Origin of the sequence: Christiangramia sp. LLG6405-1, from assembly GCF_045055805.1 — a bacterium.
Classification (GTDB): domain Bacteria; phylum Bacteroidota; class Bacteroidia; order Flavobacteriales; family Flavobacteriaceae; genus Christiangramia.
Map to the genome: position 1 here is coordinate 2,307,552 of NZ_CP159330.1, position 25,596 is coordinate 2,333,147.

The following is a 25,596-nucleotide window of genomic DNA, read 5'->3' on the forward strand; positions in this document are numbered from 1 at the left end:
AAGAGTAGGGGTTTGAATAATATAAATTAAGTTGTATTTTTGCACTCCTTTTTGGCAGAATACCGGGAATCCAAAAAGGGTTGAAAATCAAAACTATAAACAACTTCTGTAGTTTCTGTTTTGCTGAAAGATTTCCGAAGAAACACAGAATACAAATTTAGGAGTCAGTAATGGCTGAAGAAAACACAAACAAAGAATCTCAGGAAATTGAAGTACAGGATGTTGCCGGTATGGCAAATGAGTCTCAACCTGACGCAGAAACGCAACAGGCAAACCCTGAGAAATTTCTAGAAGAATTTAACTGGCACAACTACGAAGAAGGAATTGATCCTATCGACGATAAGAAGCTGGAAGAATTCGAAAAATTAGTAGCTGAAAATTTCGTTGACACTTTAGATGACGAGGTTGTAACAGGAAAAGTAATTAATATTACAGATCGTGATGCAATCATTGATATCAATGCAAAGAGTGAAGGTGTTATTTCTCTAAACGAATTTCGTTACAACCCAGATCTTAAAGAAGGTGATGAAGTAGAAGTACTTATCGACGTTCGTGAAGATTCTACAGGTCAATTGATCCTTTCTCACCGTAAGGCGAGAGTGATCAAGGCATGGGAAAGAGTGAACACTGCACATGACGAAAGTCTTGTTGTAAATGGATTCATTAAATGTCGTACTAAAGGTGGTATGATCGTAGACGTATTTGGTATCGAAGCTTTCCTTCCAGGATCTCAGATCGATGTGAAGCCAATTCGTGATTACGATGCTTACGTAGGTAAGAACATGGAATTCAAAGTAGTGAAGATCAACCACGAGTTTAAAAACGTTGTTGTTTCTCACAAAGCGCTTATCGAAGCAGATATCGAAGAGCAGAAGAAAGAGATCATTGGACAGCTTGAAAAAGGTCAGGTACTTGAAGGTACTGTTAAGAACATTACTTCTTACGGTGTATTCGTTGACCTTGGAGGTGTTGATGGACTTGTTCATATTACAGACCTTAGCTGGTCTAGAATCAACCATCCAAATGAGATCGTTGAACTAGATCAAAAACTTAACGTTGTAATTCTTGACTTTGATGAGTCTAAGTCTAGAATCCAATTAGGTCTTAAGCAACTTAGCCAGCACCCATGGGATGCTCTTAGCGAAGAACTTAAGGTTGGTGACAACGTAAAAGGTAAAGTAGTTGTAATCGCAGATTACGGTGCATTTATCGAAGTTGCTGAAGGTGTTGAAGGTCTTATCCACGTTTCTGAAATGTCCTGGAGTACGCACTTGCGTTCAGCTCAGGATTTCGTAAATGTTGGTGATGAGGTTGATGCTCAAATCCTTACTTTAGATAGAGAAGACAGAAAAATGTCTCTTGGTATCAAGCAATTGAGCCAGGATCCATGGACTGATATCACTACTAAATATCCTGTTGGATCAAGACATGAAGGTATCGTTCGTAACTTTACTAACTTCGGAGTATTCGTTGAGTTAGAAGAAGGAATCGACGGACTTATCTATATCTCTGATCTTTCATGGACTAAAAAGATCAAGCACCCATCTGAGTTTACAAACGTAGGTGATAAGCTTGAAGTAGTAGTTCTTGAACTTGATGTAGATGGTAGAAAACTAAGTCTTGGTCACAAGCAGATCGAAGATAATCCTTGGGATAAGTATGAAGCCGACTTTGGAGTTGGAACAAAACATACTGCTGCAATCACTGAGATCGTAGACAAGGGAGCAACTATCGACTTTAATGAGGATATTACTGCATTCGTTCCACAGAGACATCTGGAGAAAGAAGATGGTTCTAAACTTAAACAAGGTGAAGAAGCAGAATTCCAGATCATTGAGTTCAACAAAGAATTCAAGAGAGTGGTAGCTTCCCATATGGTAATTCACAAAGAAGAAGAGCAAAAAATCGTTAAGCAGGCTGCTAAGAAATCAGCTTCGCAAAACAAGGACAACGCCACTACAATTGGTGATGTTAATGCTGATCTTCAAGCGTTGAAAGACAAGATGGAAGGGAAGAGCTAATAACTCTCTCAGACATTAAATAAAAAACCTCCTTAGTTCGCTAAGGAGGTTTTTCTTTTCTGAAACATTTCAATATTTTCTAATTTTAAATATTTCTTCTGAAACCATTCTTTTCTGAAAGATTCTATTCCACAAAGTTTTCTATCAAAGGTTCAGTTCTTCTGAAAGTTATTCATCAATTCCATGAGTTGATCTGCTTTAATCGGTTTGATAAGATAATTATCCACCTCACCATAACTCTTTGCCCTTTCCACATCCTCCGGGTCAACTGAAGAAGTAACTATATAAATAATAACCTTTTTTGAACTTGGAACCTTAATGAATTCCTCCAGAAATTGCCAGCCATCCATTATGGGCATGTTTAGGTCCAGTAAAATAATATCTGGAACCGACTGATTAGATCTCATGATAGGACGTAATTTGGTAATTGCTTCATCACCATTCTTAAAAACCATTACGCTCTGAGCGAAATTTGCCATTTCCATAATCCTTTTCGTTCCATAAATAAAAATAGGATCGTCATCTATAATACAGGCTATATCAACTTTCTTCATAATTTTTTAAATAGATTGAAAATACGGTTCCATGACCAGGCGTACTTTTTACCTGGACATTACCGTGCAGGGCTTCAATTTGATTTTTTGTAATAAATAATCCAATTCCTCTAGAATCTTCATGTGCATGGAAAGTTTTATACATTCCAAAAAGTTTTCTCCGGTGTTTTTTAAGGTCTATACCAAGACCGTTATCTTCAATGTCAATTCGAACAAAACCATTTTCCTCTAAAGTTGCGCTTAATTTTACAAAAGAATTTCTTTCAGAAGAGCTGTACTTGACGGCATTGGTTATAAAATTCAGAAAGATACTATCGATGTATGCTGGGACTCCCAGTACATGTATTTCTCTACCTATATTATTATAAATTTCAACCTTTTGCTTCGCAGCTATCGCTGTAATTGAGTTCTGTATGTTTTCAACACTCTTATGAAGATTGACTGCATCTAAGTTTTCTTCTACTGCAGTATTTATCAGGGTTACTTCGTTTAGATGTTCAATGGTTTCAGAAAGATTTTCAGAAGCATTATTTAGATGCCTGAAGATTTCATTTTCTTTCAATTCCGGGTAATCACGCATTGATAGATCCAGGAGCATTCCAATATTGCTGGAATGAGATCTTAAATTGTGTGAAACTATATGCGCGAAGTTTTTAAGTCTGGCATTCTGCTCCTGAGTAATATTCATAACGCTGGAAAGTTCTTCCTCTACTAACTTCAGGTTCGTAATGTCGATAGCCATAAAAAGGTATCCTGTATTCTCACCGTTATCTGAAATTGGAGTTATTGCCAGTTGTACCGGAAATTCTGTACCATCTTTTCTAACATAGGTCCAGTCCTTATTTTTCAACTTTTGACTGTTTGAAATCTTTCTCAAGAACTCCGGAAGATCATAGTTCTCATGATCACTGAATAGGTTATTTGAGAAGGATTCAAGTTCGTTAGAAACATGAATTGAAGTAATGTTCAATTGCTGGGAAACTTCAGTTTGGGTGTATCCAAGCATTCTTTCAGCTCCTTTGTTGAAGGATTCTATACGCCCTTCAGAATCTGTTGAAATAATACTTACGTGGGTGCTGGCATTGAAGATCCCTTCGAGTTTTCCTAAAGTTAAGCGCAATTTTTCTGAAGCGATCTTTTCTTTAGTGATATCAGTTATTTGAGAAACAAAATGTAGCGGATTTCCTTTATGATCCCGAACCAGCGATACGGCAAGTTTTATAAATACGATCGATCCATTCTTATGGAAGTATCTTTTCTCCATATGATAGAATTCGCGATCGCCTGCAACCAGTTCATTAAGTAAGCCTAAATCGTTATCTAAATCTTCCGGATGAGTAATATCCTGAAATGTTAGTTTCCTGAGCTCGTCTTCGGTATAACCTACGATATTACAAAGACTCTTATTTACGCTTAGCCAGTTACCGCTTATATCAAGTATTGCCATACCTATGGCGGCATGCTCAAAACTGCCACGAAAAGTTTGTTCGCTAATACGCAACTTCTTTTCAGCCTGTAGCCTGTGATTAATATTATGCATAGCGACTACCGCTCCATCCAGGTTGCCATCATGATCAAAAACCTGAACTCCATTTACCGATACTATAACTTCTTCTCCGCGAACTGGTCGTATTCTAATGACTTCATTAGAGATTGATCCGGTATTGAGTGCTTTGATAAGTGGTATTTCATCCTCTTTCAAAGCTCGCGTACCATCGGCATTGTATAAGCCGTAATGCATGGAAAGTTCTTCTTTAGGAACAGGTTTTGCTGGTAGGCCATGCCAGTCTTTAGTTGCCTGGTTGAATAATGTAAGATTGCCCTTAGCATCACAAGCTACGATGCCAACTTCAACACTTTCCAGAACTTTTTCCATTAGTTCCTGCTTGCGGTGATTTTCCGCCTCGCTATTCTTAATCTCAGTAATATCTGCGGTATGCATGATAATACCTCCAATTCGATTTTCAGAATTATACCAAGGTCTTACCTCCCAGGTGATCCAGTTTTTTGTACCATCTGCACGAACAAAACATTCTTCATCCATACTATGTATCGCACCGCTAAGACATTCCTGATGTATTTTTTTCCAGTCCTCTCCAATTTCAGGAAAGATCTCATAATGTGATTTTCCAACCACATCGATATTTTCAATTTGATAGTCCTTTAACCAGCGTTTTGAAACAGCAATATATTTTAGATCATTATCGAACATGGCTATTGCAGAAGGAGCCTGTTCTATAAACAACCTTTTGAGTTCGAACCTTTTTTTCATCTGGCTGATCTCCTCGCTGCTAATTCCACCAGCAATGCTATCAGACAATTGCTGAATAACATTCTGCTTTTGTTCTTCCAGAGCAAAGATGAGTGCACCGTCAGGTAACTGAATAACCTTATAAGAAAATTTTCTGAAGTGACCTTTTGACATTTTGAGTCTTATTTGACCGGACTTTCCGGGATCATGTTTAATTTTTGAAAGTAGCTCTTTCCAGTTCGAAAACTTCAGATGTTCCTCGGCTTTAGTTTTTTTCAGTATGTGTGATGGAGGAGCGAATCCAAGGTGTCGCAAGATTTGAATATTGAGCCAGATGTAATCCGGTTCTTCCGGTTTATGTATCAAAAATCCATGCAAGCCATATTTTTGAACAAATTCAAAAACATGAGGTTCTTGCATAATTAATGAGATTTCATGTTCTCTCACGTTCTGCATAGGTCGTAGGTTGGGAATAGATTGGGGAATCTATTACTGCAATTAAGATATTTTCTTCGGTTTAAGCAACAGTAAATTTTAAAAAAGCATGGATTTTGGTATTAATTGGTTGATTTATGTTAAACATAAATTTGGTTGTTATTACATTTTGCTGTCTGGAATTAGAAAGAACAATAGTCCTCAATGATCATTTTCAGGATAGAATTAGCTCAGTTAGAAGCGAAGAGGTTAGTCAAATTTCAGTATTATTGAAGTATGAAAAAAAGATACTGGATTGTACTTATTCTTGTGTTTGTTCTGGCGGTTACATACTTTACCGGACCAGTGCCCGAGGAACCGACATACGATCTACAGCTTCCGATGATAGCTTCCAATCTAACCGAACTTGATAATTACATTAACGATAAAGAATCAAAAAAGCCAACACGTAAGGATAACCAGGCTCGCATAGAATGGTATGGAGAAACACTTGGCAAAACAGAATATAGCATCATTTATCTGCATGGTTTTGCAGGTAGTTATAGAGATGGTTATCCAGTAAATAACAATATTGCTAAAAAATTAAATGCGAACATTTACTATGCTCGCTGGGCCGGTCACGGTCTAGAGGCTCAGGCAAGTCTGGATGATTTTAATGGAGAGAATGCCTGGCAGTCTGCTATGGAAGCTTTAGCCATTGGAAAGCAAATTGGTGAAAAGGTGATCATTATGAGTACGTCTACTGGAGGAACTCTGGCGTTTAAGCTTGCTGCTGAATTTCCAGAAGATGTTCATGCTCTCATAAATATGGGGCCAAATCTCGAGGATGATCAACCTGGTACTTTTGTGCTGAGTACTCCGTGGGGTTACGAGATTGCTAGCTTAATAAGTTTTGGGGATAACAGAAAAATTGAGCATGAGCAACAAATTGCTACTCAATACTGGGACACAATTTATCCATCCAGAGCTCTCGTAGATCTTCAGGTTCTCGTTGAAACCACAATGATTCCGGAAACATTCAAGAAGGTGAAATGTCCTGTACTTACTTTATATTATCACAAGAACTTTATCCAGGAAGATGAACATGTAGAGGTGGATATCTATGAAAATATTCACAAACTATTGAGCACTCCAGACTCAATGGTTGTTTTGAAGCCGCTGGCCACCCCGGAAACTCATTTCGTAGGGAGTGATATTAAATCTAAGGATACAGAAATTGTTGAAAAAGCTATTGAAGAATTTCTGAGAAATAAACTAGATATAAATATATGATGAATAGTCTTCAGCATTGAAATGATAAAATGATTACACTATAGTTTAGTAAAAGATCAATCCAAAAAAAGCCTTATTTTTGTATCAATCTACAACCAGTTTTATGAGCCGCAAAGTTCTTTTAGACTCAAATCAACTTGATATCATTCTTCACAGGTTGGCCTGTCAATTAGTAGAAAAGCATACAAATTTCGAAGATACCGTACTTATAGGGATTCAGCCGCGCGGAATATACGTTGCAGAAAGGATTATCAACATCCTGAAAGATGAGTATGGATTGGATCATTTGAAAACTGGTCAGCTTGATATTACCTTTTATCGAGATGACTTCAGAAGAGGGGAAAAACCTTTGGAAGCCAATAAAACCAGAATAGATTTTATGGTAGAGGATAAGAATGTAATTTTTATTGATGATGTTCTTTATACCGGCCGAAGCATAAGAGCGGCGTTAACTGCAATTCAATCCTTCGGAAGACCACTCGAAATTGAATTACTAAGCTTGATAGACAGGAGGTTCAGCAGACATTTACCAATTCAGCCAGATTACACCGGAAGACAGGTAGATGCGATCAATGACGAGAAAGTAAAAGTAAGCTGGAAAGAACAGGATGGAGAAGATGCGGTTTATTTAATTGCAAAAGACTTGGATCATGAGTAGTGAATTAAGTGTAGATCACTTACTGGGAATTAAATATCTTCAGCAGGAGGATATAGAATTAATATTTAAAACTGCAGATCATTTTAAGGAAGTGATCAACAGACCTATCAAAAAAGTTCCATCTTTAAGAGATATTACCATTGCGAACCTCTTTTTTGAAAATAGTACACGAACCAGACTTTCTTTTGAACTGGCTGAAAAAAGGCTAAGTGCAGATGTTATAAATTTTTCTGCAGCTTCCTCTTCAGTAAAAAAAGGGGAAACTCTTATTGATACAGTCAATAATATTCTTTCAATGAAAGTGGATATGGTCGTGATGAGACATCCCAATCCCGGAGCAGGAATCTTTCTTTCAAGACACGTAAACGCGAGTATTATTAATGCCGGAGACGGGGCGCATGAGCATCCCACCCAGGCCTTGCTTGATTCATATTCTATTAGAGAGAAGCTTGGAGATGTAGGTGGAAAAAAGGTCGTGATCGTGGGAGATATTCTTCACAGTCGGGTAGCCCTTTCCAATATTTTCGCATTAAAGCTTCAGGGCGCAGAAGTTAAAGTGTGTGGACCCAAAACCTTGCTGCCAAAGCATATTGAATCTCTGGGTGTAAAGGTTGAAACCAATCTCAAAAAAGCTTTGGAATGGTGCGATGTAGCAAATATGTTGCGCGTACAGAATGAGCGTATGGATATTAGTTATTTCCCTAGTACAAGAGAATATGTGAAGCAATTCGGGCTGAATAAAAAAATGCTGGATAGTCTCAATAAAGAAATTGTGATCATGCATCCCGGACCAATAAATAGGGGAGTGGAGATCACCAGCGATGTGGCAGATTCTGAACATGCGATCATACTTGATCAGGTGCAAAATGGGGTTGCAGTAAGAATGGCTGTAATTTATTTGCTAGCATCCAAGATCAAACAATAAAAGAAATTATGAAAAGAACCGAAAAGGGAAATTATATACTTATTTCTGCTGAAAATGCAGAACTCACAGACTTTACGAGTCAGTTAACCAAGCATCATCAGGATTTTGAGTCTTCAAACATCGTTGTGGATTTAAGTAAGCATAGGGATTTAGAAAACCAGCAACTGCTGGCTTTTTTAGAGGTTTCCAATTTACATAAGGATGCAAACAAAAGTTTTGTGATTGTTAATGATGCACTGGGAATAGATGAATTACCAGAAGAATTAGTAGTAGTTCCCACATTACAGGAAGCAGAGGACATGATACAGATGGACGAGATTCAGCGTGATCTTGGATTTTAAAGAATGGGTAACAGCCAGTTAAAAATAACGATCCTTGGCTGTTATGCCGCTACTCCCAGAAGTTTTACGAATCCAACTTCACAAGTACTTGAGATTAAAAATCATCTTTTTTTAATTGATTGTGGTGAAGGCACTCAGGTTGCTTTGCGTAAGAATAAAATTAAGTTCTCCAGGATCAAACATATTTTTATATCTCATCTTCACGGTGATCATGTTTTTGGACTGGTAGGACTTGTCTCTACATTTTCATTACTAAACCGGGAATCTGAACTTCACATTCATGGACCCAAAGGCATCAAAAAATTCATTACTGTACAACTTCAATTGAGCGGAGCGTGGACGAAATACCCTCTAATCTTCCATGAACTGAGTTCCAGGGAATCTGAGGTTGTTTTAGAAGATGAAGAAGTTACAGTAAGCACTATTCCTTTGAAACATAGAGTCTATACCAATGGATTCTTATTTAAAGAAAAAATAGGTGATCGGAAGCTACTTATAGATGAGGCCCAGCAAAGAAACATTCATTATACGCTATTTAAAAGTTTAAAAAAGGGCAAGGATGTCACTTCAGAAGATGGCATTTTGGTAAAAAATAATTTGGTCACTGAAGATCCTGCAGCACCTCTATCCTATGCCTTTTGCAGTGATACCATGTATGCTCCTGAAATAGTTCCATTAATTCAGAAAGTGTCTGCTCTTTATCATGAGTCAACCTTTCTAGAAAGCGAGGCGGCGCTAGCTGCTCCTACTAAGCACAGCACCGCAAAACAAGCTGCTGAAATTGCTAAACTTGCCCGAGTAGGGAAACTAATTTTAGGGCATTATTCAACTCGATATACAAACATCACGACATTTAAAGAAGAAGCTATTTCGATTTTTCCGAATGTAGTTTTAGGTGATGATGGACAAGAAATAATCGTTGAATAACATCATCGATTATTTATTTCTTGATTTTAATCGGAAAGCTCCTATATAATTAGTCGTAAATTCCTACAAATAATGTTAAAAAATAGCCATACTTCGGTGTAGTTTAGCTGATTAGTGTTTTTAATCGATTTAATGTGTACATTTATCATCCCAATCTAAATGAACCTACATTATGTCGAAAATTTTATCATCCTTTTTAGCTTTACTTATCTGTACTCTATTTCTTACATCTTGTTCTAAAGATAATTCTGAAGATTCTGTAACCGGGTATGATCAAACAGTAACCAGTCGTGCGTCTTATGAATATAGTGCACTGGAAGTTGAGATTCTGGAAGATCTTAATATATACAGAAAAGCTAATGGTTTGAGTGAATTAAAACCACTAGTGGAGGGTTCAGTGGAATCTGAAGAGCATAATTACTATATGATCGATGAGGGTGCTGTTAGTCATGATAACTTTTCAGATAGAGCTTCCTATTTAATGAATGCTGTTGGAGCGAGTAAGGTTGGGGAAAATGTAGGTTATGGATATAGAACTTCTGAAGCAGTGATCAATGCATGGCTAAAGAGTAGAGGGCACAAAGACAATATTGAAGGTAATTACACTCATTTTGGAATATCAGTTAGACAGGACGCTGAAGGGAAAAATTACTTCACGAACATATTTGTAAAAAAATAGTACAATATATACACCCCCCAAATCTGAAAGGGAACAGGCTAGAGGCTGTTCCCTTTTTTTATTATCTCAATTAAATTTTAGCTACAATAAATCAAAGTTTAACTATTGAATCACAGCTGGAATACGATCGATATACATTTTCTGGAAGTTTGCATTGTTCATTCCACTTTCTCCAAGAAGCTCAATTTCCATTCTGTTTACTCTCGATTTAGAGACACTGGATCTTCCCAGAATGCTATTAATAGCAACTTCCAGAAGAGGTTCTGAAGGTTCGCCAAGTATACCAAGATTATTAAGATCTTCTATATATTCTATGTCAGGTTGCAAACCGTTTATATAATCAGAATTACCATCAACATTTATTGATTTAAATACCAGAGGTTGCAGAGCATAGGTATGGTTATCACTAGCACCTTCTCTAGTATAATCATCGCTATCGTAAAGCGTAACTGAAGCCTGGAATTTTCCTACCGTACGATCTCCGATCTGGTTAACGATAATATATGGATCAAGGCCATTGATGATAAGTTCGCTGGCTGACGCACTGGATCTTGATGTTAGTACATAAACTTCAGATAAGTTCAAGCTGTTTATCGATGAACCGCTTCTAACATTTCCATCAAATCTATTCAGCAAAGCATCAGGATTCTGAGCTTCATAGTAGGTTTGATATTTATCGTTCCACTGCTCCTTCATAAAGATCTCTCCTTCGAACTGTCCGGTGATCATACTGGCCAGATCAACAGCAGATTCTACAGAACCACCACCATTATATCTAAGATCTACTACAAGATCTGTAACACCGTTGGACTGAAATTCTGCAAACGCCGCGTTGAGATCATCATCGAAGTTTGCTGTAAAACTATTGTACATTAAATAGCCAATTTTTCTACCATCTATATCCAGCGTTTTAGCGATATATACAGGGTTTTCGGTATATGCGTCATCGGTAAAATTCACTACCTGATCTGTGACAATGATCTGGTTGTCCTGGACGTAAGCTACGTTGATGCTAAAACTATCCTGACTTATAAGTTCCATAAAATTTGAAGAGGTCAATTGCTGACCATCAATTTCAGTGAATACAGCACCACGAGTTAAGCCTGCTTCATCTGCAGATGTTCCTGGCAGTACATACCTAATAAAACCAAATACGAAATCTGAATTAGAGATTTGCCCAATACCATATTGTATACCAGTGGCGCCGCTCATTCCTTCAAATCTTTCCTCAAGCTCATTGTAATCATCTGTAATAAAGCTGAATCTGTCAAAATCTGCAGTTAGATCATCGAAGAGAGATTCTGGTGAAGAAGCATCTACCAGAAAATTGATCTTTTCGGTAGAGGAGGAGAAGTAATTATCTGCAAGTTCCGGCACATCCTCTTTATATAAATAGATCTCGTTTAAACCATTATAGACAAAACTCTCCACCTCTATTTCCTCATCTACGGGTTCTTCGTTTTCATCGATGACATTTTCAGGAAGATTGGGATTTCTTTCAGTAGGCGTTTCTTCTTTTTCGCAAGATGTAAGAATTCCAAAGCTGAAAAGAAAGATCAGTATTTTGCTTTTTATGTTCATATGTTCCATTCTTAAGTTGGTACAAGTTGTAAAACTCACTAATTGTGCCATTTTATGTTCAATAATATTTACGAGAATAAATAGAGTCCGGTTCAATATTAAAATTAATATGTAATTGTGACTAGTACGTAGGATAAGTTTACTTCGGAATATAAATGGTGATTTAAAGGATGCTAGATAATTCTGTAGATAGTCTTAGCAAGCATTGAATACTTTCGATTATAATCGTCTTACTTAAAAGTTTTTATCGAAAGTATAAATAATCGAAAAAGGTTCAGGCTAGAGGCTGAACCTTTTTCATTGAAAATCGATTTGTTGGGGTCGATTTATCTATCATATCAACATTGGTTGATACCCCAGCTTCGATTCTGGTAAAATTTTTAATTGGATTAGTACAAATATCACATGTCAACTACACTAAACATCGATCTTCTGTTTAGTTGATGATCTTTCTCTGAGCACCTGTCACAATCTATAGCGGGTTTGTTCTCACCGTAACCCTTATATTCCTGAATTCTATCTTCAGCTATGCCATTAGCAACAAGGTAGTCGAAGGTTGACTTAGCTCTTCGTTCAGCAAGTTTTTCATTATAAGCATCTGTTCCTCTACGGTCTGTATGAGAACCAATAGCGATTACAAGTTCTGGATACTCCTCCGTCATTAGTGCTACAAGTTTATCCAGCTCTTGTGCTGCATCTGGTCTAATATTCGACTTGTCGAAATCAAAATATATGTTGTCAATTTCAGCAAGATATTCAACATCCTTGACAGGGTTTAGCTGGATGTCATATTTTAAAGTATCTATTTCATCACTATCTCTGGTATCTATAGATCCATTGAAAGTTTCGTATTTGATCTCTTTGGCTTCGACTGGAAACTCTAGATCACGGTCAATTTGAGTCTCATAATAACCTTCTTTATTTGTTTCGAGAAATGCGAGTTCCTCACCATTTTCGTCCATGATCCTAACAGTTGCAGAACTGATTGGATTGCCATTAACAGCATCAGATACTGTTCCCGCAACCACTAAAGGATTCATTTTATTAAAAACGAAAATATTATCATCTTCTCCTTCACGATTACTTGAAATATAACCTTCCTTAGAATCTTTAACCTGGAAATAGGCGAAATCATCAAGACTACTATTAATGGTCTCTCCAAGATTCTCTACAGTTATTTTTCCTTCCTCTAATCTGAAAATATCGAATAAACCTAATCCTGCATGTCCATTGGAAGAAAAGTAAAGAGTACCATTAGTATCCAAAAACGGAAAGGTCTCATCAAATTCTGTATTTACCGGAGCTCCAAGATTTTCAATAGTTCCATAAGTGTTGTCTTCGTTAATCGCTACTTTATAAATATCTGTTCCGCCAATACCATTTGGCATATCAGAAGTAAAATAAAGTATTCTGCCATCTCTTGATAAGGAAGGGTGACCAATGGAATATTCGTTGCTATTGAAAGGTAATTCCTTTACGTCCATCCATGAACCATTGGAACTGGTAGCCGAATACAATTTTAAGTGATTCGTTTTATCCTTATCTCTTTTTCCTTCTTTATTTCCGAGGTAATTATTTCTTGTAAAATAAATAGTACTGCCATCTGGAGAAACTACTGCCGGACCATCGTGAAGTTTGGTGTTAATATCACCCTGAATAGGCATTATGTTTCCAGTTTCTGAATCCATTACATAAATATCCAGAAATGGTTCACCATTCCAGCTATATGTTTTTTCTTTTACGTCTACATCCTGTGCTCGGGCTGATACGAAATAGATCATTCCATCCATCTCGAATACTCCAAAATCACTAACTTCAGAATTGAAATCGGCTTGCTGAAGTTTATAAGTTGCCATACTCTTGTATTCATCTTTATTCAGCATGGTTTGGATACCGTCCGAATCTCTTCCTGTTTCGAGGTATCGTTTTAAAAAAGTTCTGGATTCATCATAACGCTTAACTCCGCGAAGAGCCTGTGCATATTTATAATAATATTCCGGAGATATGGTAGTGTCTTCAATAACATCTCCATAATAAAATACTGCATTTTCAGGACTTCTAAGCATCATATAAGCATCACCCAAACGAGTAGAATTATAAGTAATGTTGTATTCCTCTTCAATAAGATCTTTGTAAACTTCAGTAGCTTCAAGATAAGCGAAGTTTTTATATAGCCTATCTGCTTTTCTTTGTTTTCCACTTTGAGCCTGCATTCCAATGGAGCAGATAAAGATAGAAAGGAAAAATATGTAGTAGTTTTTCATAATCTATAGACGTTAATTAGAAGAATCGCGGAGATTTGTATCTGGTATTCTTGAATCTGAATTCGTAAATAAGGATGAATTCATGGGATCCAGAGGTATATGGTTGAATATCTGAAATAGAATATTCATATGCATAACCTGCTCTGAAGCCTGGGAACAACTGAATATCCAGAAAGGCACCTACAGCATCATCTATTCTGTAATTTGCTCCCAAATAAAACTTTTCATTAAAAATAGCCGTTGCAGTCATGTCCACAGAAAGTGGTGCTCCCTGTGTGGCTTTAACCAGAGCAGAAGGGCGCAATTTCAAGTTATTGCTTAGATCAAACACGTAACCTGCTGTCAGGTAATAATGCAATTGTTCTAAAGCTCTGAATTCTTCAAGTTCATTATTATCCTTGTTGATCAACTTAGGAGCAGATAATCCAACATACCAATTTTGTGCTGAAAGATATGCACCTGCACCAAAGTTAGGTGTCCATCTATTAAAGTCATCTGCAAAAAATGGATCTGCTCCAATTGTAGGATCATCAAGTCCGTAGTAATATGCTCCGGCTTTTAAACCTAGTCTTAGTGAAACATCTGCACTTAGATCTACTCTATAAGAGAAGTCACCATAAACGAACGTAGTATTTTCATCACCAATCTTATCGTTGATAACCGACAATCCCAAACCAATTTTATCGTTTCGCAGCGGCGAATTGATAGAGAGCGTTTGCGTTATCGGAGCTCCATCTAAACCAACCCATTGGTTTCGATTCAGAGCAGTAATTGAGAATCCGTCTCTACTACCTGCATAAGCAGGGTTTATAGAAACCGTGTTATACATATATTGAGTAAACTGAGGGAGCTGCTGCGAAAATCCTGGAGTCGCAGCACATAACATTAGTATAATTAGATAAACTTTTTTCATTGTTTCCCTTTTTTATTTAGTTCCTAAGTAAATATAACCTTGAATTGGTTCGAAGTTACCTTCTCTTATTTTCAGAACATAATAGTATGTTCCTGATGGTAGTTGATTTGAGCTTGTGAAAGAGGAGTCTGAGAAGCCATCCCAGTTATTCTGATAATTTTTGGCATCGAATACTTTAGCACCCCATCTATTGAATATCATAAGATCATACGTGAATCCACATGCAATATCTGGATTGATGGTGAAAAAGTCGTTGATGTTATCACCATTAGGAGTTACCGCTTTCGAGATACTATCTCTTACATCTTGAACACTACAGTCTAATACCACACAGTCATCATTGATTATTACAGTGACGAACGTACTTTGTAGACAGTTCCCATCAATTTGCAATTCGAAAGTGTATGTACCAAGATCCATTAACCCTGGTGTAATGAAACCATTATCAAGCGCTCCAGTATTATCTGTATCTATCCAGTTTCCATTGTCATCATTATCTGCAATAAGATCGAAAAGATTGAAAGTTGAATCATCAACACAAAGGTCAATTATTCCATTATCGATTAGAACAATATCTTCAGCAACTGGTTCAGCTAAAACTACCGTAGTAAGATCAGATAATTGACCAAACTCATCCTGAGCAACCACATCATAGGTTCCCGGACTTAAGTTTGTAAATACCCCGTTCGCCTGGTAGGTTTCACCATCTATGCTATAAGTTAAACCATTTTGAACGTCTACCATAATCGTTCCTGTTGGTTCTGAACAGCTCGGTTGTACCACATCTACTTCAGGAGCAGCTGGTGGAGCAGGAGCGTTTTCTTCTACAACAGTTACTGTGAAGCTACATTCTGAAGTATTTCCAGAAGCATCTGTTGCTTCAAAAGTAATCGTGGTCACACCTAGTGGAAACTCTCCACCGGAAGCAATTCCACTGATCATAGTAACTGACTCTCCAGAACAGTTATCGGATGTCTCAGCCATATTGTAGTCCACAGCACGGCTTTCCATTCCGAAGCCAACTGTTACGGTGATATTCTCAGGACAATCAATTAAAGGAGCTTCATTATCTATCACAGTTACCGTGAAAGAAGAGTTCGAAGTGTTACCTGCATTGTCTGTAGCCGTATAAGTTACAGTCGTAGTGCCTATCGGAAATTCACTTCCAGATTCCATACCATCAGTCAAAGTAACTTCTGCTAATTCGCAGTTATCTGTAGCAGTAGGAGCTTCATAGGTCACAATAGCGCCACATATTCCTGCATCATTGTTTACAGTGATGTTCTCTAACGCTTCAAGTTCTGGTGCCTGATCATCTGTAACGATGATATCGAATGAACATTCAGAAGTATTTCCTGCAGCATCGGTAACGGTAAATGTTACAGTTGTTGTTCCTACAGGGAAGGTTTCTCCTGAAGCCAGGCCAGCAGTTTGTGCTACTGTGAAATCTTCAGAATTATCAGATGCCTGTGGTGTGTTAAATTCAACAACAGCACCGCACATATCTTTATTATTGCTTATTTCAATATCATCCTGACAAACGATCGTTGGATCTTCATTGTCTTCTACCGTTACAGTAAAACTACATTCTGAAGTGTTTCCAGCAGCATCTGTAGCTGTAAAGGTTACGATGGTAGTTCCAATCTCGAATTTAGATCCGGAGACTGGTCCGCCAGTTTGTTTAACAGTCACCTCGCAATTATCAGTTGCTGTTGCATTTTCAAAATCTACTATTGCATAAGAAACACCAGTTTCAGTATCAATAGTCATATTCGCTGGACAGCTGATTTCAGGAGCTTCGTTATCATTTACAGTTACCGTAAAGCTTTCTGTCGTTGTATTACCAGCAACATCGGTTACAGTATAAGTTACGGTGGTAGTTCCAACAGGGAATTCAGATCCGGAAGTAAGACCTTCGGTCACTTCCACAGATTCCAGTTCACAATTATCAGTTGCTCCAATTATTCCGAAGTCTACAACGGCGCCACATACTCCAGCATCGTTATTAACTGTGATGTCCTCCATTTCTTCTACTACAGGAGCTTCAGAATCAGTAACGATCACATCAAAGCTACAGAAGCTTGTATTGCCAGCGGCATCGGTAGCAGTAAAGCTAACCGTAGTAGTTCCTACAGGAAATGTTTCCCCTGAAGCAGGACCTGCTGTTTGCACTAAACTTACATCACCAGAATTATCAGATATTTCAGGAAGGGTGAAGCTAACAGCTGCACCACATAAACCTGGATCATTGTCCTGATTAATAGTTTCAGGGCAAACGATTGTTGGATCTTCGTTGTCTTCTACCGTTACAGTAAAGCTACATTCTGAAGTATTTCCAGCAGCATCAGTCGCTGTAAATGTTATGGTAGTAGTTCCAATCTCGAATTGAGATCCAGAAACCGGTCCGCCATTTTGTTCTACAGTTACCTCGCAATTATCAGTTGCAGTAGCATTTTCAAAATCTACAGTTGCATAAGAAACGCCAGTTTCAGTATCAATAGTCATATTCGCCGGACAGCTGATTTCAGGAGCTTCGTTATCATTTACAGTTACCGTAAAGCTTTCTGTCGCTGTATTACCAGCAACATCGGTTACAGTATAAGTTACGGTGGTAGTTCCAACAGGGAATTCAGATCCTGAAGTAAGACCTTCGGTAACTTCTACAGATTCCAGTTCACAATTATCAGTTGCTCCAATTATTCCGAAGTCTACAACGGCGCCACATACTCCAGCATCGTTATTAACTGTGATGTCCTCCATTTCTTCTACTACAGGAGCTTCAGTATCTGTTACGATCACATCAAAGCTACAGAAGCTTGTATTTCCAGCAACATCAGTTGCGCTAAAGCTAACCGTAGTAGTTCCTACAGGGAATATTTCTCCTGAAGCAGGACCGCTAGTTTGAACAATAGTAGCACCTTCAGCATTATCGGTAAATTCCGGAATTGTAAAGTCTACAATAGCTCCACAAACTCCAGGATCATTTTCAAGAATTAGATTTTGTGGACACACAATTTGAGGTCCTTCAGTATCATTTACGGTGATAGTCACTACAGCTGTATCGGTACCGCCATTTCCATCGGAAATAGTATATTCGAAAGTATCTACACCAGTAAAACTATCATTAGGAGTATAAGTTACTGTTCCGTCTGAATTGATTACTACCATTCCATTCTCTGGAGTTGTAGTTTCAGTTACTACAAGATCACCACCGTCGATATCAAAATCATTATCCAGAACTGAAACGGTTACAGCAGTATCCTGATCTGTAGTTGCAGCATCATTTACGGCAACTGGCCCATCATTTACCGGAGTAACAGTAACAGTAACTGTAGCGGTATCGGTTTGATCACCATCTGTAATAGTATAGGTGAAGGTATCTTCCCCGTTGAAATTTTCGTTCGGGGTATAAGTTACAGTTCCATCGATATTGATAACAACTGTTCCGTTTTCAGGCTGAGTAGTCTCAGTCACCGATAGCGGATCATTATCAGGATCAGAATCGTTATTAAGAACAGTGATCTCAACTGGAGTATCTTCAGAAGTAGAAGCCGAATCATCTACAGCGATAGGAGCATCATTTTCAGCACCAATAGTTATGGTTACGGTAGCAGTATCTGTTCCACCGTTACCATCAGAGATTGTGTATTCAAAAGTATCTCCTCCGTTGAAGTTTTCGTTCGGGGTATAAGTTACAGTTCCATCATTATTGATCACGACAGTTCCGTTTTCAGGCTGAGTAGTCTCAGTCACCGATAGCGGATCATTATCAGGATCAGAATCATTATTAAGAACAGCGATCTCAATTGGAGTATCTTCAGAAGTAGAAGCAGAATCATCCACTGCAACTGGCGCATCGTTTACCGGAGCAACGGTAACCGTAACTGTAGCAGTATCAGTTCCACCGTTACCATCAGAGATTGTGTATTCAAAAGTATCTTCTCCGTTGAAGTTTTCGTTCGGAGTATAAGTTACAGTTCCATCATTATTGATCACGACAGTTCCGTTTTCAGGCTGAGTAGTCTCAGTCACCGATAGCGGATCATTATCAGGATCAGAATCATTATTAAGAACAGCGATCTCAATTGGAGTATCTTCAGAAGTAGAAGCATCGTCATCTAAAGCAACTGGCGCATCATTTACCGGAGTAACGGTAACCGTAACTGTAGCAGTATCGGTTTGATCACCATCAGTAATAGTATATTCAAAAGTATCAGTACCTGTAAAGTCAGTATTTGGAGTATACACTAATTCACCATCAACTAATGTTACTGTTCCGTTTGCAGGTTGGGTAAAGTCATTAATTGAAATTGTGTCACCATCAGGATCAGAATCGTTATCAAGTACATCAATGCTTACCGCAGTATCTTCAGCAGTAGTGGCTGAATCATCCACTGCCAGGATTCCATCGTTTACCGGAGTAACAGTAACTGTAACTGTAGCAGTAGAGTTACTACAACTACCATTCGTAATTGTATATTCGAAAGTATCAGTTCCGTTGTAGTTCTCATTCGGAATGTATGTGAAAGTATTATTCTCATTTTGAGTCACAGTACCATTTGAAGATTGAGTAAAAGAAACTATTCCTAATTCACTTTCTTCAGGATTTTCATCATTGGAAAGAACACTAATAGTTATTGAATTATCTTCAATAGTTGATGCTGAATCATTATTTGCGGTTGCACCTTTATTAATAGTGATCTTGAATGAATTCTGTGCAGCATTACAAGTTTCGTTTCCTTCTGTATAGATAAATATAATTCGAGATGCAGTAATAACAGTTCCTTCAGCAATTGGATTTATACCATCTTCTTCAGCGAAGTATTTACCGTTAGAAAGAACAGGAAGAGTATAAGAATCACATCGTTCGATGTTTTCAGATGAATCTGCTACTGGGGCTTCATCGAAAGAAACAGTTACTGTAGCAGTAGCATTTTCTGAACATTCTCCTTGAGCTGTTACAGTATAAGTATATACATTATCTGAAGTCACTTGGAAAGTTCCGTTGGTATCCGGAGTACCTTGAAGTGCAGCAAATAATTGTTCGTTGGTTGGAGTTGCACCTTCACAAAGAGTAAGTGTTCCATCAGTTCCGGCATCCGGAGCATCATCGTAATAAACAGTTACTGTAGCAGTAGCATTTTCTGAACATTTTCCTTGTGCCGTTACAGTATAAGTAAAAACATTATCTGAAGTCTCTTGGAAAGTACCGTTGGTATCCGGAGTACCTTGAAGTGCAGCAAATAATTGTTCGTTGGTTGGAGTTGCACCTTCACAAAGAGTAAGTGTTCCATCAGTTCCGGCATCCGGAGCATCATCGAAAGAAACAGTTACTGTAGCAGTAGCATTTTCTGAACATTCTCCTTGAGCTGTTACAGTATAAGTATATACATTATCTGAAGTCTTTTGAAAAGTACCGTTGGTATCCGGAGTACCTTGAAGTGCAGCAAATAATTGTTCGTTGGTTGGAGTTGCACCTTCACAAAGAGTAAGTGTTCCATCAGTTCCGGCATCCGGAGCATCATCGTAATAAACAGTTACTGTAGCAGTAGCATTTTCTGAACATTTTCCTTGTGCCGTTACAGTATAAGTAAAAACATTATCTGAAGTCTCTTGGAAAGTACCATTAGTATCAGGTTCACCTTGAAGAGCCGCAAATAATTGTTCGTTGGTTGGAGTTGCACCTTCACAAAGAGTAAGTGTTCCATTAATTCCAGCATCCGGAGCATCATCGAAAGAAACAGTTACTGTAGCAGTAGCATTTTCTGAACATTCTCCTTGAGCTGTTACAGTATAAGTATATACATTATCTGAAGTCACTTGGAAAGTTCCGTTGGTGTCCGGAGTACCTTGAAGAGCCGCAAATAATTGTTCGTTGGTCGGAGTTGCACCTTCACAAAGAGTAAGTGTTCCATCAGTTCCAGCATCTGGAGCATCATCGAAAGAAACAGTTACTGTAGCAGTAGCATCTACGGTACAGGTACCATTTGCTTCAACAGTATAGGTATAACTATTACCATCAGCAGTCCAGGTTCCATTAGTATCAGGTTGACCTTGAAGAGCAGCAAATAATTGTTCGTTGGTTGGAGTTGTACCTTCACAAAGAGTAAGTGTTCCATTAGTTCCAGCATCCGGAGCATCATCGAAAGAAACAGTTACTTTAAGTCTACTCTCACTCTCGCAAGAACCATTATTCTGACTTGCATAATAATCTTCTCCATCAATTAATTCCAATTCTAGATCTAGCGTGGTAGTCGCATTCTCATCAGCATACCACTTGATGTTATTTCCGACAGCAACAAGATCTGAAACTTTGGAGGAACTCGTTTCACAAAAGTTCTGACTTGATTCGCCAGTTGGCGCATCAGGTCTAGAAGAGCTATTTGCGATGGTAATTTCTTCAGAGGTTTTATTACAACTACCTTTGTCTACTCTTACCGAATAGGTTCCTGGGGAAAGGTTGGTAAACATTCCAGCACTGTTTATTGACTGCTGGATACTTTGTCCATCCTCATCTAGAAGCGTATAATTATAATTTAAGTTGAAATTTAGAATTGAAACTTTTCCATTTTCCTGATCACAAGTAGCACTGATTGATTCTATTGAAATATCAATTGACTCCACTTCGATATCAAATGGAATGAAGCAATCATTCGTACCTGGTACAATAGCGTAGTACATATCGTTTTGTACAGGAAATGGATTGTTCGTAGTATACTCTATAGTATTAGCATCTATTGGGAAACTATCATAAAATCTTGTTCCTGATGGAAATGCATTTCTAATTTCGCTTACAGGAATATTAGTAAGTGACTCACAAAATTTGAACTTCTTTCTATCCGATGAATCAGAACAGTTTTCTTCAATATAGCTTTGTGCATCAATAGGTATAGTTAACGGTCTAGTGATTGGCTGACCATCACAGGCTCCAGACTGATCAAAACCCTGGATGAAATCTGTATTTTCAAAGTTTACTCCAGATATCTTCCCTTTACCGTTAAGAGATCCTTTAAAATCTAGACTAGCTCCACTAGAACAATTCAAGAACTTAAGGATATCGCAATCTTCAGTAACCTTTATTTTCAAAGTTATTTCAGCCAGTACCGTTGAATTGTCTGCAGTGGTAGGTAGATCACCCAGATTCCATACTACAGAACCTGTTGCACCAAGAGTATTATTAAAACTAATGGAGTTGGGAGTAGGTGTTGGTGAGTAGAATATCTCGCTTTGTGCTGAATTTTCTACGTAACTTCCATTATACGGGAGTGGTATAACCAGTTTCACATTTTCCAGGTCTTCTGAACCTTTATTACGTAGTTCAATCTTGTAGGTAATCTCATCACCAGGTTGAACAGATTCCGAGCCTGTGTAAGGCTGGCCATTTATAGATTCAATCGAGTTAATCCCTTCAATCTTAGGTTGATAAGCATCAACAGACATTGCAAGAGAATATATGATGTAAGTATCTTGCGTTGTACCATACCTGAAGGTAGCTTCACTTTGATTATTACCAATAACCGAGTTGTTCTGGTTCGGTACATTGAACATACTAATATCCAATCCGGTGTTATTTACCAGATCCGGATTTCTATCACCATCTGTATTAATAGAAGAGTTGAAGAAGTTACCGGTAGAATTTTGATCATGAGACAGTCTCTGCCACTGGTTGTTTCTTTTTTTAATTTCAAAATAATCTCCGGAAATACCTCGATCTCCTTCACCAGCCATCAATCCCAGTTTGATATTGATATCTCCATATTGAGCAGTATTAAAACCCTCAACATCAATTTCGTAATCCTCGGTAGCATTTCCACGAACGTAGGCATATCCATCGAATATTGTGACATCCCTCGGGTTCATCAATGCATTTTCGTAAACAACGACCATTCCCCAGCCCCCATAATATCCTGTAGATCCACCATTACCTTCACTTAAAGCAATATCAGCAACCCAGTACTCACCAGCGCCAGAATTTTTAACTAGATCGGTAACTTCAGAATATCCTACATACATACCGTTATCACCAGGATAACGTATTTCATTTTGAGCTGCAATAATTTCCTGATAATTTCCATTCGGTGTTCTGAATTTAATCGAACGTTTCTCGTTGGTAGTAACTAAAGCATTCGCTCTTCCAGTCCAGTACAAACCAGCGTAAACAACATTAGAGCATTCTGATGATGCCCCATTCTCGGTAGAAAAAGTTAATTCAGCACTAGACGAGTTGTATGTTTCTTCATTACCGTCTTTATTCACGAAGACCATGGTGCTATTACTATTTAACCCATTTTCACTATAGTTCTGAAGTGTAAGATTGGAATTTCCAATAAGCGTAAAATCTCCATTTACATTATAGATTTTCTTATTGTCCGAGTTTTCAGATACTCTTGGCACAAATTCTTCACGAACCTGGGCTTGCATGCTTCCAGCGCAAAGTAGACCAAAGAAAAACAATAGCACGTAGCTATTCAATTTTTCAGAAATATTGTTGTAAACGTAGAAATGTTTCATATTACTCGTTTTGTAGTATTATTATTCAGACTGGATTACTTGATAAAGGATAGAAATTCCTTTCGCATTACTGAAAATTTTTGCTAATTCCTTTTCAGTACATGAAGATTCACATTGAATAAAGAAATATTTCAAGCTTGAAAAGCTGTTCATTTTTGAAACATCAATGACTATATTTCTATTCTTATAAAATCGTAATTTCACCATTTCAATATTTTGAAATAGTTGGTTATCAGAGTAGATTAGGCTATAACTGTCGTCTTCAATACTTGCCAGAGTTGGTGTAGCATTTTCGAATTGCTCAACGTTGTTATTCTGAATATATAATGTAGGAGACACATCAAATACCAGTGTCTCTATCCTTTCAATATTTATTGAATTACCAGTATTGTTTTTATTAATGGAGGACTTCTGAGAAGAAGTTTTTTGAACTCTTTCCTTATTATTTAATAAGGTTTCTAAATTTATTATCTCATATTCTTGAGCTGTTCCTTTCAGTGCAAAAGCAAAAAGGAATACTAATAAAGCAGTTAATCTGAATTTATTTGACATAGCTGTAACTTTAAAAATATTGTTCTTAGTTTTTCATTAAGTACTGATATAGAATATCATTACTTAATAATACGTGGGGAGTACCTTAAATACGTTGTTAGTAATTGCTGTTGCAGTCTAGCGAGACTACTTTAGAGAAGGGTGGGGGTGACTCTGTAGTTGCAATTCTGAAGTAAAATTATATAGATTTAAAGTCAGTGAAGTGCAATATTTCTTTTTTTAGACATAGTGCTTTAAATTATCGTTCAACTACAATATATCATTTAGATAAATTTGCTTTATAACCTGTAAACGGCAAAAAGTTTTAAACTTTTTGTAGGAATCATTGTGATTTTACAGGTTGATATATTCTAAAAAATGAGAGAATCTTGAATCGCTCCTTGATTTCACAGGTTATAGTAAAAGACAACTTTTGTAGTCCGTTAATTTTTTTTGGGAGACCGGTAATTAAGATAATTTGTGTACAATATCTCACAAAATCGAATAGATATACTTTAAAAAAAATTGTTTTATAATCGTTCAGAAACATTTCAATCTTACTTTCGAAACTCGTAAATTGCAGGAAAAGCTGGCCATAAATGAACAAAAATCTCAACGATTATCGTAAATCCTACGAAAAGGATCGAATAGAGGATAATGCTATTCCTGAAGACCCTTTACAATTTTTTCAGGAGTGGTTCAACCAGGCTGATAATTCAGAAGATATCCTTGAAGCCAATGCAATGAACATCGCTACTGTTGGAAAAGATATGATCCCAAAATCACGGATTATTTTATTAAAAGCTTTTGGACTGGAGGGTTTTCATTTCTATACAAATTACTCTTCAGATAAAGGAAAAGCACTGGCTGAAAATCCTAACTGCTGCCTGTCATTTTTCTGGCCAGAGCTTGAAAAACAGGTCATCATCCAGGGAACTGCAGTAAAAATTTCCGAAGAAGAGTCGGTAGCATATTTTCATTCAAGACCCAAAGGCAGTCAGTTAGGGGCAATGGCATCCGATCAAAGTTCTGTGATTCCTTCAAGAGTATATCTTGAAGAAAAATTGTCCAGTCTTGAAGAAAAGTATGATTCAGAAGAAATTCCGAAGCCAAAAGACTGGGGAGGATATGTTTTCCAGCCAAAAACTTTTGAATTCTGGCAGGGAAGGGAAAGCCGCCTGCATGACCGCATACGCTACAAAAAAACTACCAACTCCTGGAAATATGAACGTTTAGCACCTTAATTTATGAAGCGATTAATTTTAGTAAGACATGGTAAATCATCCTGGGCGAATGAACTTCCGGATCACAAACGACCACTAAAGAAAAGGGCTTATAATGATGCTGAGCTGGTTCTTAAAAACTTCCAGAATTTCTATCAGCAAGGTGGCTTGTTCTGGACTAGTTACGCCGTTCGCGCACATGAAACTGCGAAGCTATTCAAGAAGAATTTGAATATAAAAGATCCAGATTTTGAGGTAAAAGAAGAGCTTTATACCTTCAATCAAAATGAGTTACTTAGAGAGATACAGCAATGTCCCGATGACCGGGATCAACTTATTGTGTTTGGCCATAATCCGGCTATGACTATCCTTGTTAATTTTCTTGGAGATAAGAAATTCGATAATGTTCCAACAACTGGCCTCACAGTGATCGATTTTGAAGCTGATTCCTGGCAGCATATTGATGGTGGTAAAACCATTTTGCATTTATTTCCCAAAAATCTCCGCTAA

The 25,596-nt window shown here is 37.6% G+C and carries 16 protein-coding genes; 9 read left to right on the top strand and 7 right to left on the bottom strand.

Annotated elements, in window-relative coordinates:
* The first annotated feature begins 170 nt into the window (after window positions 1–170).
* Complete coding sequence (gene rpsA, locus ABVM50_RS10600) at window positions 171–2,021, top strand: 30S ribosomal protein S1 (RefSeq protein WP_141877568.1); 1,851 nt, start codon at window positions 171–173, stop codon at window positions 2,019–2,021.
* Between the two features lie 152 nt (window positions 2,022–2,173).
* On the opposite strand, the gene ABVM50_RS10605 is transcribed toward rpsA, so the two are convergent.
* Both ABVM50_RS10605 and ABVM50_RS10610 read right to left on the bottom strand, forming a co-directional pair.
* A complete protein-coding gene (locus tag ABVM50_RS10605) occupies window positions 2,174–2,575 on the bottom strand; it encodes a two-component system response regulator (protein WP_141877569.1) in 402 nt (133 codons plus the stop codon).
* Window positions 2,562–5,282: a PAS domain S-box protein gene (locus tag ABVM50_RS10610; RefSeq protein WP_405198549.1), complete on the bottom strand. Its 2,721-nt coding sequence runs from the start codon at window positions 5,280–5,282 to the stop codon at window positions 2,562–2,564. Before ABVM50_RS10610 ends, ABVM50_RS10605 begins: the two co-directional genes overlap by 14 nt.
* Before the next feature lie 255 nt (window positions 5,283–5,537).
* Here ABVM50_RS10610 and ABVM50_RS10615 point away from each other — a divergent pair, with 255 nt between their 5' ends.
* The 6 genes from ABVM50_RS10615 (at window position 5,538) to ABVM50_RS10640 (ending at window position 10,063) form a co-directional block, all read left to right on the top strand.
* A complete protein-coding gene (locus tag ABVM50_RS10615) occupies window positions 5,538–6,533 on the top strand; it encodes an alpha/beta hydrolase (RefSeq protein ID WP_405198550.1) in 996 nt (331 codons plus the stop codon).
* Between the two features lie 103 nt (window positions 6,534–6,636).
* Window positions 6,637–7,191, top strand: a complete 555-nt coding sequence (pyrR, locus tag ABVM50_RS10620) for a bifunctional pyr operon transcriptional regulator/uracil phosphoribosyltransferase PyrR (protein WP_405198551.1) — start codon at window positions 6,637–6,639, stop codon at window positions 7,189–7,191.
* On the top strand, window positions 7,184–8,116 hold the full coding sequence (locus tag ABVM50_RS10625; protein WP_141877573.1) for an aspartate carbamoyltransferase catalytic subunit: 933 nt from the start codon (window positions 7,184–7,186) through the stop codon (window positions 8,114–8,116). The genes pyrR and ABVM50_RS10625 overlap by 8 nt, the downstream gene beginning before the upstream one ends.
* Window positions 8,117–8,124: 8 nt before the next feature.
* On the top strand, window positions 8,125–8,457 hold the full coding sequence (locus ABVM50_RS10630; RefSeq protein WP_405198552.1) for a ribonuclease Z: 333 nt from the start codon (window positions 8,125–8,127) through the stop codon (window positions 8,455–8,457).
* A gap of 3 nt (window positions 8,458–8,460) precedes the next feature.
* Entirely contained in the window at window positions 8,461–9,384 is a 924-nt protein-coding gene (locus ABVM50_RS10635) for a ribonuclease Z (protein ID WP_405198553.1), read from the top strand.
* A 172-nt stretch (window positions 9,385–9,556) separates the two neighbouring features.
* Window positions 9,557–10,063 carry a CAP domain-containing protein gene (locus tag ABVM50_RS10640; protein WP_405198554.1) on the top strand — a complete coding sequence of 169 codons (507 nt, stop codon included), beginning with the start codon at window positions 9,557–9,559 and terminating at the stop codon, window positions 10,061–10,063.
* A gap of 102 nt (window positions 10,064–10,165) precedes the next feature.
* Here the strand turns inward: ABVM50_RS10640 and ABVM50_RS10645 are convergent, their stop codons facing one another.
* The 5 genes from ABVM50_RS10645 to ABVM50_RS10665 form a co-directional block, all read right to left on the bottom strand.
* Entirely contained in the window at window positions 10,166–11,644 is a 1,479-nt protein-coding gene (locus ABVM50_RS10645) for a S41 family peptidase (protein WP_405198555.1), read from the bottom strand.
* Window positions 11,645–12,045: 401 nt separating this feature from the next.
* Window positions 12,046–13,908 carry an OmpA family protein gene (locus tag ABVM50_RS10650; RefSeq protein WP_405198556.1) on the bottom strand — a complete coding sequence of 621 codons (1,863 nt, stop codon included), beginning with the start codon at window positions 13,906–13,908 and terminating at the stop codon, window positions 12,046–12,048.
* A 16-nt stretch (window positions 13,909–13,924) separates the two neighbouring features.
* Window positions 13,925–14,821 carry a type IX secretion system membrane protein PorP/SprF gene (locus ABVM50_RS10655; protein WP_405198557.1) on the bottom strand — a complete coding sequence of 299 codons (897 nt, stop codon included), beginning with the start codon at window positions 14,819–14,821 and terminating at the stop codon, window positions 13,925–13,927.
* A 12-nt stretch (window positions 14,822–14,833) separates the two neighbouring features.
* Window positions 14,834–23,332 carry a tandem-95 repeat protein gene (locus ABVM50_RS10660; RefSeq protein WP_405198558.1) on the bottom strand — a complete coding sequence of 2,833 codons (8,499 nt, stop codon included), beginning with the start codon at window positions 23,330–23,332 and terminating at the stop codon, window positions 14,834–14,836.
* A gap of 21 nt (window positions 23,333–23,353) precedes the next feature.
* Window positions 23,354–23,884: a hypothetical protein gene (locus tag ABVM50_RS10665; RefSeq protein ID WP_405198559.1), complete on the bottom strand. Its 531-nt coding sequence runs from the start codon at window positions 23,882–23,884 to the stop codon at window positions 23,354–23,356.
* A 578-nt stretch (window positions 23,885–24,462) separates the two neighbouring features.
* On the opposite strand from ABVM50_RS10665, the gene pdxH reads away from it, so the two are divergent.
* Window positions 24,463–25,107: a pyridoxamine 5'-phosphate oxidase gene (pdxH, locus tag ABVM50_RS10670; protein WP_405198560.1), complete on the top strand. Its 645-nt coding sequence runs from the start codon at window positions 24,463–24,465 to the stop codon at window positions 25,105–25,107.
* Between the two features lie 3 nt (window positions 25,108–25,110).
* Window positions 25,111–25,596, top strand: coding sequence for a SixA phosphatase family protein (locus ABVM50_RS10675; RefSeq protein WP_405198561.1), 486 nt, complete (start codon window positions 25,111–25,113; stop codon window positions 25,594–25,596).